Annotated in this window: 11 protein-coding genes and 1 pseudogene; 8 read left to right on the top strand and 4 right to left on the bottom strand. The window is 62.3% G+C overall.

Annotation, left to right across the window (positions count from 1 at the left end; genetic code table 11):
* The 4 genes and pseudogenes from EOD15_RS17650 to EOD15_RS17665 all read left to right on the top strand — a co-directional run.
* Positions 1–202: pseudogene (locus EOD15_RS17650) on the top strand (rhomboid family intramembrane serine protease); the annotation flags it as partial.
* A gap of 213 nt (positions 203–415) precedes the next feature.
* The gene (locus EOD15_RS17655) at positions 416–1,165 is read left to right on the top strand and encodes an electron transfer flavoprotein subunit beta/FixA family protein (protein WP_013529425.1); all 750 of its coding nucleotides are present in this window, start codon (positions 416–418) and stop codon (positions 1,163–1,165) included.
* Positions 1,166–1,188: 23 nt separating this feature from the next.
* Positions 1,189–2,118: an electron transfer flavoprotein subunit alpha/FixB family protein gene (locus tag EOD15_RS17660; protein WP_127408679.1), complete on the top strand. Its 930-nt coding sequence runs from the start codon at positions 1,189–1,191 to the stop codon at positions 2,116–2,118.
* A 116-nt stretch (positions 2,119–2,234) separates the two neighbouring features.
* Positions 2,235–3,113 (top strand): 3-hydroxybutyryl-CoA dehydrogenase, encoded by an 879-nt coding sequence (locus EOD15_RS17665; protein ID WP_013529423.1) that lies wholly within the window; start codon positions 2,235–2,237, stop codon positions 3,111–3,113.
* Positions 3,114–3,170: 57 nt separating this feature from the next.
* Here EOD15_RS17665 and EOD15_RS17670 read toward each other — a convergent pair whose 3' ends face one another.
* The 4 genes from EOD15_RS17670 to EOD15_RS17685 all read right to left on the bottom strand — a co-directional run bounded on the left by EOD15_RS17670 (position 3,171) and on the right by EOD15_RS17685 (position 7,689).
* Complete coding sequence (locus tag EOD15_RS17670) at positions 3,171–5,105, bottom strand: PAS domain S-box protein (RefSeq protein ID WP_245463700.1); 1,935 nt, start codon at positions 5,103–5,105, stop codon at positions 3,171–3,173.
* Between the two features lie 216 nt (positions 5,106–5,321).
* Positions 5,322–5,960 carry an NrsF family protein gene (locus EOD15_RS17675; protein WP_127318812.1) on the bottom strand — a complete coding sequence of 213 codons (639 nt, stop codon included), beginning with the start codon at positions 5,958–5,960 and terminating at the stop codon, positions 5,322–5,324.
* Between the two features lies 1 nt (position 5,961).
* Entirely contained in the window at positions 5,962–6,513 is a 552-nt protein-coding gene (locus tag EOD15_RS17680; protein WP_127271203.1) for a sigma-70 family RNA polymerase sigma factor, read from the bottom strand.
* Between the two features lie 156 nt (positions 6,514–6,669).
* Positions 6,670–7,689 (bottom strand): hypothetical protein, encoded by a 1,020-nt coding sequence (locus tag EOD15_RS17685; protein WP_127318810.1) that lies wholly within the window; start codon positions 7,687–7,689, stop codon positions 6,670–6,672.
* A 90-nt stretch (positions 7,690–7,779) separates the two neighbouring features.
* Here EOD15_RS17685 and EOD15_RS17690 point away from each other — a divergent pair, with 90 nt between their 5' ends.
* From EOD15_RS17690 to EOD15_RS17705, 4 genes are all read left to right on the top strand, one after another.
* Positions 7,780–8,433 carry an N-acetyltransferase gene (locus EOD15_RS17690; RefSeq protein WP_127318816.1) on the top strand — a complete coding sequence of 218 codons (654 nt, stop codon included), beginning with the start codon at positions 7,780–7,782 and terminating at the stop codon, positions 8,431–8,433.
* Positions 8,430–9,656 (top strand): cytochrome P450, encoded by a 1,227-nt coding sequence (locus EOD15_RS17695; protein WP_127318808.1) that lies wholly within the window; start codon positions 8,430–8,432, stop codon positions 9,654–9,656. Before EOD15_RS17690 ends, EOD15_RS17695 begins: the two co-directional genes overlap by 4 nt.
* A gap of 158 nt (positions 9,657–9,814) precedes the next feature.
* Entirely contained in the window at positions 9,815–10,822 is a 1,008-nt protein-coding gene (locus tag EOD15_RS17700) for an iron ABC transporter substrate-binding protein (RefSeq protein WP_127268508.1), read from the top strand.
* A 174-nt stretch (positions 10,823–10,996) separates the two neighbouring features.
* The coding region (locus EOD15_RS17705) for an ABC transporter permease subunit (protein ID WP_185929015.1) at positions 10,997–11,956 on the top strand (960 nt) is incomplete at its 3' end.

Consider the following 11,956-nt stretch of genomic DNA (forward strand, 5'->3'; position numbering starts at 1 on the left):
TTGCCATATCGGCGGCATCATTGCCGGAGCCGTTCTTGTGCTCGTCCTGCGCAGCCGCGGCGTGCCGCTGTTTGCCGGCGCCGACGAGGACGTCGCGCCCACCGCTCCCGCCCAACCGCCGGTTGCCACGGAACCGCTGATCCCCGACCCGCCCGCCGCGACGCCGCGCTGGGGGCGAGGAAACGCTTCCAGTTCGGACTGAACCGATTTGAGCCGCTTGCAGCGTATTGACGTGCAGGGTTGCCACAACTACGGAAACGTCACCGCCGCAACCTAAGGCGGGCAAACACCAGAATTTCCATCCGGCCGGAATTCCATCCGGCCAAAATTCAGTCAGGAATGTCGGCTTTCGACAACTCAGAACGGGCGCAGGCTGTTATAGCGCGCCCAACTAGCGTGAAGAGGTGACAGGCAAATGAAGATCCTTGTGCCCGTGAAGCGGGTTGTGGATGCGAACGTCAAGGTTCGCGTGAAGGCTGATGGTTCGGCGGTGGAGCTCGCCAACGTCAAGATGGCGATGAACCCGTTTGACGAAATCGCGGTGGAAGAAGCAATCCGGCTGAAGGAAGCCGGCAAGGCTGAAGAAATCATCGTCGTCTCGATCGGCCCGCAGCAGGCGCAGGAAACACTGCGCACCGCGCTCGCCATGGGGGCCGACCGCGCCATCCTGGTCAAGACCGACGAACAGACCGAGCCGCTCGGCGTCGCCAAGGTGCTGAAAGGCGTCGTCGACGCCGAGCAGCCCGGCCTCGTCATTCTCGGCAAGCAGGCGATCGACGACGACTCCAACCAGACCGGCCAGATGCTGGCGGCACTGCTTGGCTGGGCGCAGGGCACCTTCGCTTCCAAGATCGTGCTCGACGGCGACAAGGCCAAGGTGACGCGCGAAGTCGACGGCGGCCTGCAGACCGTGGAACTGAAGATGCCGGTGATCGTCACCGCCGACCTTCGCCTCAACCAGCCGCGCTATGCCTCGCTGCCCAACATCATGAAGGCCAAGAAGAAGCAGCTCGACGAGAAGAGCCCGGCCGACTACGGCGCCGACGTCAAGCCGCGGCTGAAGGTCATCAAGACCGAGGAGCCGAGCGGCCGCAAGGCAGGCGTCAAGGTCAAGTCGGTGGCCGAACTGGTCGACAAGCTGAAGAACGAAGCCGGCGTGCTGTAGGCGATCGGGAAAGGAACAGAAAAATGGCTATTCTCCTCATCGCAGAACACGACAACGCAACGCTTTCCGACCAGACCGCCAAGGCGCTGTCGGCGGCGCTGCAGATCGGCTCGGACGTGCATGTGCTGGTTGCCGGCAAGGGCGCCAAGCCGGCAGCCGACGCTGCCGCCAAGCTCAAGGGCGTGAGCAAGGTGCTGCTGGCCGAGGCAGACGAACTTGCCGAGCGCCTGGCCGAACCGACGGCAGCGCTCATTGTGTCGCTGGCGGGCACCTACGACACCATCATCGCGCCGGCGACCTCGTCGGGCAAGAATGTCGCGCCGCGCGTCGCAGCGCTGCTCGATGTCGCGCAGGTGTCCGAGATCATCGAAGTCATATCGCCCGACACCTTCAAGCGGCCGATCTATGCCGGCAACGCCATCCAGACGGTGCAGTCGAGCGACGCCAAGAAGGTGATCACGGTGCGCACAGCCTCGTTCCAGGCAGCCCCCGAGGGCGGCTCGGCGGCGGTCGAGACCGTCAAGGCCGCGGCCAATCCCGGCCTGTCCACCTTCGTCGAGAACAAGCTTTCCGAGACCGACCGTCCGGAGCTGACCTCGGCCAAGATCATCATCTCGGGGGGCCGTGCGCTGGGTTCGGCGGAGAAGTTCCAGGAGATCATCCTGCCGGTCGCCGACAAGCTCGGTGCCGCCGTCGGCGCCTCCCGCGCCGCGGTCGATGCCGGCTATGCGCCGAACGACTGGCAGGTCGGCCAGACCGGCAAGGTCGTCGCCCCTGATCTCTACATTGCGGTGGGCATCTCCGGCGCCATCCAGCATCTCGCCGGCATGAAGGATTCGAAGGTCATCGTCGCCATCAACAAGGACGAGGAGGCGCCGATTTTCCAGGTTGCCGACTACGGCCTCGTCGGCGATCTCTTCGTCATTCTGCCGGAGTTGCAAAAGGCGCTTTGACGCCTTCTGCCAAAGCGTATTAAATGGTGAGGGTGGGGTAGACGAAGTCGCCCCGCCCTTTTAGTTTGCACCGCACAAAAAGCAGGCCGCAAAGGCCTTTTGACGGGATCGGTGTAATGAGCAAGATCGAGACGATCGGCATCATCGGCGCGGGCCAGATGGGCGGCGGCATCGCCCATGTCTCCGCGCTTTCGGGCTACAAGGTGCTGATCTACGATATTTCGCCCGACCGCATCGAGAAAGGCATCGCCACAATCAGCGGCAACATGGCCCGCCAGGTGGGGTCCGGCAAGCTCGACGAGAAGGTGCGCAACGACGCGATGGGCCGCATTTCGGCCGCGCCCGCGATGGCCGATCTTGCCGGCGCGGATCTGGTGATCGAGGCGGCGACCGAGGACGAGACGGTCAAGCGCAAGATTTACGCCCAGCTTTGTCCGCAGCTCAATCCCGAAGCCATCCTGGCGACCAACACCTCGTCGATCTCGATCACGCGGCTTGCCGCGCAGACCGACCGGCCTGAGCGGTTCATCGGCATACATTTCATGAACCCGGTGCCGCTGATGAAGCTGGTCGAGCTGGTGCGCGGCATCGCCACCGAGGACCAGACCTTCGAGGCTGCCAAGACCTATGTGAAGCAGCTCGACAAGACGATCACGGTCTCGGAGGATTTTCCGGCCTTCATCGTCAACCGCATCCTGTTGCCGATGATCAACGAGGCGATCTACACGCTCTATGAGGGTGTCGGCTCGGTCGACGCCATCGACACCGCCATGCGGCTCGGCGCCAACCATCCGATGGGGCCGCTGCAGTTGGCCGATTTCATCGGGCTCGATACCTGCCTGTCGATCATGCAGGTGCTGCATGACGGCCTGTCGGACTCGAAGTATCGCCCTTGCCCGCTGCTGGTGAAATATGTCGAGGCCGGCTGGCTCGGCCGCAAGACCGGGCGCGGCTTCTACGACTATCGTGGCGAGCATCCCGTTCCGACGCGCTGAGCGCATCGTCGACGCAAATCAGGGACAAGCCTTCGGATCGGCGGTTGACAGGCTCGATCAGGAGGCCGCCGCCAGCGGCTCTGTCCGGCCCTCCACGATCCGTGCGTCGGACGCCATGGAGACACAGCCGCGGCCGGCCGCCTTGGCCGCATAGCAGGCCGCATCGGCTCTCGCGATGATCTCGTCGACCTCGCCGCAATTGCCATTGATCGCAGCCAGTCCGATGCTGGCGCCGATCACGTGAGGACGGCCGTCCCAGGTGAAGTCCAGCCCGCCGATCGCATCGATGATGGAGCGTGCCGCGATCTTGGCGCCGGCTGCCGAACCCGATTTCAGAATGACCGCGAATTCGTCGCCGCCGAGGCGAGCGACGATATCGTCTGGACCAAGCACGCCGCGAATCGCCTCGGCAACCCGCTTCAGCAGCCCGTCTCCCGCCGCGTGTCCGCCGGTGTCGTTGACCAGTTTGAAGTGGTCGAGATCGATGAACATGAACTGATGTCCGGCGCCTCCGACCGACTTCGTCGTGTCGGCGGTGCCGTCCTTGCGCGCCTGGCCGACCAGGTCTTCCATGGCGCGGATGAAGCTGGAGCGGTTGGCAAGGCCGGTCAGCGCATCGTGTGCCGCGGCGTGCGCCAGCTGGCGCTGCAGCGCGCGCGCATCGGTAAAGTCCTGGAAGACGATGACCAGCCCGCAGAATTCGTTCCGTTCGTTGATGATCGGCGACACCACCTGGCGGATGCTGCAGCGCGTGTCGTCGCGCCGGATCAGGACGGCGCGGCTGTTCTGGTCGGCGGGCGCATGAACGCCAACTGCGGGCCGGGTGACGCCGATCCTGTGCCCCGTCTCCTCGTCGACCGCCCAGTAGACATGGCCAAGCATCTTGCCGAGAGCCTCGCCGCCGGCAATCCCGGTCAGCTTTTCGGCGACCGGGTTCATGAAGGTGATACGGTTTGCGGCATCGGTGCAGATGACGGCATCGCCGATCGATTGCAGCGTCACCCTCAGCCGCTCCTTTTCGTCGGCAAGCATTGCCGCCGACACAGTAAGGCGCTCTTCGGCCTCCTTGCGACGGGTGATGTCGGTCAGGCTGCCGATGGCCCTGATCAGCCGTCCATTCTCGTCGCGTTCGATGGCCTTGCCGCGGTCGAGTATCCACATCCAGTGGCCATCCTTGTGGCGCATCCTGAACTCGGCCTCAAAGAACGGTGTCTTGCCCTCGAGATGAGCGCGATCCGCTTCGGCGACAGTCTCGCGATCGTCGGGATGAATCATCGTCAGCCAGCGATCGGTGTCGCCATCGAGCTCGCTATCCGCATAGCCCAGCATCTTGACCCAGGTCGAGGAATAGGTCGTGCCGCCCTTGCGCATGTCGAGGTCCCAGACGCCTTGGCCGGCACCGGCGAGCGCGAAATTCCAACGCGTCTCCGCTTCGGCAATGCGCGCCTCGGCCTGCTTGCGCGCGTCGATGTTCTCGATTTGCGAGACGAGATAGAGCGGGCGGCCGCTGGTCTCATCGCGAATGACCGAACCGGCAAGATGGGCCCAGACGGGCGTTCCGTCCTTCCTGAGATAACGCTTCTCGAAGTGGAAGGAATTGACCGTGCCCGCCTTCAGATCGTCCATCGTCTCCCGCCCGATCAGCAGATCGTCGGGATGCGTGATCTGGAAGAAAGTCAGCGCCTCGATCTCTTCGCTTGTGTAGCCAAGCATGGCGGCGAAGGCTGGATTGGTTTGGCGGATGCGACCGTCGAGACCGACAACCACGATGCCGATCGCCGAATCCTCCATGGCGCGGCGGAAGCGCAGTTCGCTCTCGGCGATCTGCTGGCGATCCCTGCTGATCCTGCGGATAGACAGGGCGGCGAGGAACAGCGCGCCCGCCGCCACCGCCACCGCGATCTGCAGGCAGAGCCTCAACGCTTCGGTGCCGAAATCCAGGCTCGACAGCAGGATCGATGTCGCCAGCACGCCCAGGCCGGCGACGAGCAACGCCAGCCCTGCATGCCCAAGAGATTTTCGGCTGGTTGATCCTCGCCACATCGCGATACGTGCCACCCCCGTGCGCAAACGCATGTTCTCGCATCAACCTTGGCGGATCGATTTTAAGGAAAGGTTGCGTCCGGCATGCCGGCGTGGTCGCTAACCGGCAAACAATTGCCGGCATGATTAAGGATCGGTGCACGGGTCCGCGATCGTTACGAAACGCTACCAGCGTATGAAAAACCGTCCGCCGAGCGCACCGAGCAATGCGAGCGCTGCGATCGCTGTCGTGTACCAGGTGGCGACGAAAAGCGGCGAGTCGTCGAAGCAGTGCGCGGCATAGAAGGTTGCCGCCAGCCCGCCGGCGAGCAGACCCGCCACCGCACCGGCAAGCACCGGCCGTGTCGGCGCGCCATAGCGCAGCATCCACAGGAAGATGGCAAGCGGGCCAATACCGATCAGCGGGATGAAGCCCATGCAGAGCATCATGTTGGAGCCGACCATCCGTGTACCCCACAGCGCCTCCGGCACCATGAAAAGCTCAAGAAGCACCGCCACGGCGACCAGCACCGGCGCCGCAGCCATCCAGGCCATTGCCCGGCCCGTCGAGGCGCCCGGCGTCGACAAGGCGCGGATCAGGGCGAAGGCGCTGACGGCCAGCACGATGGTGAAGACGAATTTGGAGAGGAAGCGCATCGTGTGAGCGGCCGCCATGAAGTCCGGGCGCGGGCCGATGGTCAGCAGGAATACGACGGCCGCGATCACCGCCCCCGCACCGGCGGCCAGCCACCAGGCCGATAGCAGCGGGATTGCCTTGCTGCTTGCGTCGGCGTCCAGCGCCTTGATGAGATCATCCGTCCTCATGTCATTCCCGCCCGAACCGCCCCTGCCCGAATCGCTTGGCTATCGCGGCAAGTCCGCGATGCAGCGACACACGCACCGCCGTCTCGCTGATGCCGAACTTCGCCGCCGTCTCACCGATGGACCGCCCTTCCACCGACACGGCCGAGACCACGGAGCGCTGTGCCGGCGACAGGCTGTCCAATGCCCGGTTGATATCTCGCTCGCTGACGGTCTCGGTTTCCGGCTCGGCGAACGTCTCGGCGATATCGTCAACATCGATCTCGATGCGCCGTCCTCGCCGCCGGAACGCATCGATCACCTTGAAGCGGGCGATCGCGTAGATCCACGGCAACACCGGCGCATCCTGACGCCAGGTATGTCGTTTTACATGAATGGCCAGCAAGGTTTCCTGCACGACATCCTCGGGATCGACCCCGCCCTGCACGATCTTGCGCCTGGCAAAACCGCGAACCAGCGCGGCAATCCGGTGCAGAAAGTCGGCGTAAGCCCTTTCATCTCCCGCGATCGCGGCCCGCATCAGCCGGGAAAGTTCGGCCTCGTCCTTGCCGCTCACAAGAGTTCACTCCCCCGAATTTCGCGTCTCGGCACTGATTTGTTACGTGGCCGGCGAAATAATGTCCAAGCCAAACTATCGGCAAATCACGAAAGATTGCGGCACACCGCGCGCCGATCGCCAGTGCGATATTGCCCAGCGCTCTTGTTCGAGAACTCAAGGATTGGCGCCGAACATGGCGTCCCGGAAAGACCTGAAGCCCTTTCGAACGGTCAGCTTCATCCGTCTGCGACGGTACTTGTTTTTCAGGCGGCCCAAGATCTGGAGATGTGTCTCATCGATAACCGGAGTGGATAGGGGATCGTTAGCATATGGCAGCTGTGCCAAGGCATCTGCATGCATGTTGGCGTAAGGCAACGAATCGTATCTGTCGAAGGGTGTGGGCGGGTCGTTCAATACAGTGGGATTGGTGTTGATCTCGAAAACCTGGATACGACCATCGACAATGGTGTAGTCGATCCTGCCATATGAGATCCCCGCCTTCTCGAAAATCGGCATCAGCTCTACCGCATGCGGATTGTCGCGCACAAAGGCGGTATGCTCGACCCGATGTCGCCCCGACATGCCGCCTCCCTGTACCTTTATGAACCACTCCTTGCTGGCGAAGCAGTGTTGCGCATAACTGCGCGCGCCGATCCGATATGCCGAGTATTTCCGGTAGCTGCCATCGGCACCTGCCTTTGCTCCAAACTCCACCACCATGGGGCGAACAAAATTCATCGTACCCAGGTCAGAGAGCGCCTGGCCGAGTTCCACCGGCGATTGCAACAGCGGCGGCACTTTATAAGCGGCGCCCGTCTCGTCACGCAGAAAGACAGGGAAACGCATTCCCGCCGGCAGACTTTCGGGTCTGTATACATTGAAATCATTGATGCCGTCCGCGAACAGCATACGCAATAGATCGAAACGCTGAAGGCTTTTTCGGGGATGGTTGAGTTGAAACAGATCAGGCTGCTGCGACTTCATCCGCTGGCTGAGATTGGAGCATGCTTCAATCTCTGCTTCGCTCAGTCGGTCCAAATCCGTCCAAAGAACGGTGCCTCTGGAAATCTCAAGCAGATGCTCCCGTTCGTCATAGGGGACAAAGCGCACAGAACCCTGCAAATCTGTTCGAAAATAGAGTAGCAGGCTTGCCAGGGTATAGGCATGCAAGCGATGGCAAACATAGAAGATCATGAGACAACCCGCCCCTACTCATGCACTCATCAACAGCTGGTATCAGAAAATTATCGATTCGATATCGCAATTACGAGCCGCCTTTCGACGATGAAGATGATCGTATTTCAACAACTTATGGCAGACGACGTTCCGGGCATGGCCGCGATGGAGGCCGCGGCCTGGGGAAGACTCGGTGCCAGCGAAAAAACAATTCACCACCGGCTTTCGCTCGGGCATACAATGATCCTGGCCATGGTTGAGAACCTTGTTGCCGGCGCGATCTGCTTCGTGGAAACCAGCCAAGATCCGCACGATACGGGAAGGTTCCCCAAGACCTTCTCCGCCTACTCTTCGCTTGCCAGGAGCCAACCTGCACGGTCACTCTACGTGTACAATCTTGGTGTGCGACCCGAATTCCGCGGCACCGACATGGCACGCCGCCTGTTGTCGCAAATGTCTGACTATGGACGGCAGGTCGGTGCGCGTTGGTTGGTCGGCGACGGACGTTGCCCGTCCTACGCGGGAGCACAGGACGAGTTGCCCGACAAGGTTCGGCCGGATCCGGAATTTCGTCGGACCATCGACGATTGGCATCGGACCGGTGTCATGCCTTCGGTGGAATCCATAACGAGGGATCCGCTACTGCGGTTCTATAACCGTGTTCTCCGGTGCGAATTTCTACATCTCGCGTCCGATTTTCTACCTGAAGACATGAGTTCCGGCGGATTTCGCGTTATCTTTGCTGTCGATCTTGCCCGATGACAGATCAGGCTGATCTATTTGACCCCATCGCCCATGGCAGCGATGCGTTTCCCGAATTCGCCCGTCGTCGGAGTTCAGGAGGCGCCAGTTGGGGCAAACCTCCTTATCCCGAGGTCGGTGAAGCCTTCTACGTGTTCAGCCATGCGCTTGTTTCCCAGGCCTTGAAACACCCGCTGTTGCTGCAGGCACCGCCGGGCGCCTATCAGGAGGTCAGGCAAAAGATCAGCGCCAATCCGGCCCTGGACCTGTTGACCCGTTCCATGCTGCTGTCCGACCCGCCGCGGCACATGCGCCTGCGCCGCCCATTGGCTGGTTCGCTAAGCTTTTCCTCCAGCAACGGGCTATTCGACCGGCTTGCGGCCAAAGCGTCGGAACTTACGCAGGCAGCTGTACAAAAACCGGAGTTCGACGCGGTTCGTGATATAGGCCTGCCGCTAGCGTTTTCAGGCCTGGAACAGATCCTTGGTATCGACATGGACGATCCCTGGCGGATTGGCGCCGACGCACAGCTTATGGCCAACGCCCTGGAAATAAGGGCCGGCGGCGTAGACGAAGACGCAAACGATGCCTGCCGCCGGTTGGAGGCATGGGTATCCAGCGTGATAGAACACGGTACTGTGCGCCCAAACGGTATTTCAGCTCAGATGCTTGCCGAAGTCGAGGCTGGCCGCTGGCTGAGAGACGATGCCATTGCAAACATCGTATTCCTGCTCTTTGCCGGGCAGGCGACAGTCGTCGATACCTTCGGCAATGCGCTGGTCGCGCTTGCACGCTTCCCAGAACAGCTTTCGCTGCTTGAAGATGGGAAAGTCAGTTGGTTTTCAGCAGCCGAAGAGCTGCTCCGTTTTTGCGCTCCGGTTCACTATGCCGGAGCGCGCATCGCCGCGGAAGATTTGCAATTTGGTGGCGCAACCATAAAAGCCGGGCAGGCCGTCGTACCCGTGCTAGCGAGCGCCAATCGAGACATTTCTGTTTTTCCGGCGGGCGACCGGTTGGATTTGGGTTCCGGCATTTCGTCGGCCCTTGCCTTTGGCACCGGACTGCATGCCTGTCTGGGTCAACACGTCGCCCGGTTAGAAATAGCTGTACTGCTGGAGGCCTTGTTCACGCAGGCCAAAGGCTGGTGCTTGGACCTTCCCAGGGTCGTCAGGCGGCATTCGGTGCTTTTCCACGGTCTGCAAGCCGCCCCATTCATCCGGCCCGCGGATCAACCATCGGTTTGAATTCGGCACGCCATTCGGGTCCCTTCATGCTTGGAATTGTGAGCCCGATATCAAGCGTTTGTGCTTCAGCGACCGATTGAAGCAGATCACCAATGTTGACTAAGCCTGTCAGGTATCGGTAGGTGAGCCGGTGCCAACCCGAACTTTAGGACAATGTCATGAAATATGCTCTTTCCACCCTCGCCGGCGCCACGGCGCTGGCAATCATGCTGATCGCCAGCCCATCGATGGCCGAGGATGCCGGCATCATTGTCTATAACGCCCAGCACGAAAGCCTGACCAAGGCGTGGGCCGAAGGCTTCACCAAGGAAACGGGCATCAAGGTCACGGTGCGCAATGGCGGCGACAGCGACTTCTCCAATCAGATCGTCGCCGAGGGCACTGCTTCACCCGCAGACGTGTTCCTGACGGAAAACTCACCGGCCATGGCGCTGGTCGAGAGCGCCGGCCTGTTCGCGCCGGTCGATGCCGACACGTTGGCACAGGTTCCGCAGGATTATCAACCGGCCAGCGGCAAATGGGTCGGCGTCGCCGCGCGCAGCACGGTCTTTGCCTACAACAAAACCAAGCTGACCGCCGACCAGCTGCCCAAGTCGATGCTTGACCTCGCCGATCCGAGCTGGAAGGGCCGTTGGGCCGCCTCCCCGTCGGGCGCCGATTTCCAGGCCATCGTCAGCGCCCTGCTCCAGCTCAAGGGCGAAGCCGCTACCGCCGACTGGCTGAAGGCGATGAAAACCAACTTCACCGCCTACAAGGGCAACAGCACGGTGATGAAGGCGGTCAATGCCGGCGAGATCGAAGGCGGCGTCATCTATCACTATTACTACTTCGGCGATCAGGCCAAGACCGGCGAAAACAGCAAGAATGTCGAGCTGCACTATTTCAAGAACCAGGATCCGGGCGCCTTCGTCTCGATCTCCGGCGGCGGCGTGCTGGCCTCGAGCAAGCATCCCAAGGAAGCCCAGGCGTTCCTGAAATGGCTGACCGGCAAGGGCGGTCAGGACGTGCTGAAAACAGGCGATTCCTTCGAATACGCGGTCGGCAAGGGTGCGGACTCCAACCCGAAGCTGGTGCCGCTCGCCGATCTGCAGGCGCCGAAGGTCGATGCCACGACGCTGAACTCCAAGAAGGTCACCGACCTGATGACGGCAGCCGGCTTGCTTTAGTTGCCATTCGTCCTAAAAGGACACCCGACCACGCTCCCGCGGGAATTCGCCTTCCGCGGGAGTGATTTTGTTTTTCGAGATGGCATTCGTCGATGACGACACGCTGTGTTCCCGACCGCGATCGCGGTCCTTCAATTGCTGCCGCTGGACGGCAACGGCACGGCGTCTGACCTGATGCAGTCCGCGGTCGATCTCGCGCGTTCGGGCCTGCCTTCGGGCACAGGTCGAAGGGCCCGGCGACGCGCACCGCTTTGGCTGGTCCTCGCCGCCATCTTCGTTGCGCTGCTGGCGCTGGTGCCGCTCGCCTTCATCGTCTGGATCGCGGTGCAGACCGGCTGGGAAACCGTCTCGGCGCTGGTCTTCCGGCCGCGTGTCGGCGAGCTTCTGGTCAACACTGTCCTGCTGGTCGCGCTCTCGGTGCCGATCACCATCGTGCTGTCGGTTGCGCTGGCCTGGCTGACCGAGCGCAGCGACCTGCCGGGCGACCGGATCTGGTCCTGGCTGTGCGTGGCGCCGCTCGCCATCCCCGCCTTCGTCCACAGCTACGCCTGGATCACCATGGTGCCGGGACTGCACGGCCTGTGGGCCGGCGTGCTGGTTTCCGTTATCGCCTATTTCCCGTTCCTGTATCTGCCGGTATCGGCGGCATTGCGCCGTCTCGATCCCGCCCTCGAGGACGCCGCCGCCGCACTCGGCCTTGGACCCCGACGCGTGTTCTGGCGGGTCGTGCTGCCGCAATTGCGGCTCGCCATCTGCGGCGGCTCGCTGCTGGTCGGCCTGCATCTGCTGGCCGAGTACGGCCTCTATGTCTTCATCCGCTTCGACACCTTCACCACGGCGATCGTCGACCAGTTCCAGTCGACCTTCAATGGACCGGCCGCCAACATGCTGGCCGGCGTGCTGGTCAGCTGCTGCTTCGTGCTGCTCGGCCTCGAAGTGCTGGTGCGCGGCGAGGAGCGCTATGCCCGCGTCGGCTCGGGTGCGGCGCGCCATCAGCAACGCGCAAGCCTCGGGCGCGCCACCATTCCGAGCCTGCTTTTGCTTGTCGTCACCACGCTTTTGGCGCTCGGCGTGCCGTTCGTCACCATCGGCGGCTGGCTTGTCGCCGGCGGCGCCGCTGTCTGGCGCCTGGAC

The sequence above is a fragment of the Mesorhizobium sp. M7A.T.Ca.US.000.02.2.1 genome (genome assembly GCF_003996995.1).
Taxonomy (GTDB): Bacteria; Pseudomonadota; Alphaproteobacteria; order Rhizobiales; family Rhizobiaceae; genus Mesorhizobium.

What these genes read in the sequence shown, in the direction of transcription:
- EOD15_RS17655 (WP_013529425.1), top strand. Translation starts at nt 416, where the DNA reads ATGAAGATCCTTGTGCCCGTGAAGCGGGTTGTGGATGCGAACGTCAAG.
- EOD15_RS17660 (WP_127408679.1), top strand. Translation starts at nt 1,189, where the DNA reads ATGGCTATTCTCCTCATCGCAGAACACGACAACGCAACGCTTTCCGAC.
- EOD15_RS17665 (WP_013529423.1), top strand. Translation starts at nt 2,235, where the DNA reads ATGAGCAAGATCGAGACGATCGGCATCATCGGCGCGGGCCAGATGGGC.
- EOD15_RS17675 (WP_127318812.1), bottom strand. Translation starts at nt 5,960, where the DNA reads ATGAGGACGGATGATCTCATCAAGGCGCTGGACGCCGACGCAAGCAGC.
- EOD15_RS17685 (WP_127318810.1), bottom strand. Translation starts at nt 7,689, where the DNA reads ATGATCTTCTATGTTTGCCATCGCTTGCATGCCTATACCCTGGCAAGC.
- EOD15_RS17690 (WP_127318816.1), top strand. Translation starts at nt 7,780, where the DNA reads ATGAAGATGATCGTATTTCAACAACTTATGGCAGACGACGTTCCGGGC.
- EOD15_RS17695 (WP_127318808.1), top strand. Translation starts at nt 8,430, where the DNA reads ATGACAGATCAGGCTGATCTATTTGACCCCATCGCCCATGGCAGCGAT.
- EOD15_RS17700 (WP_127268508.1), top strand. Translation starts at nt 9,815, where the DNA reads ATGAAATATGCTCTTTCCACCCTCGCCGGCGCCACGGCGCTGGCAATC.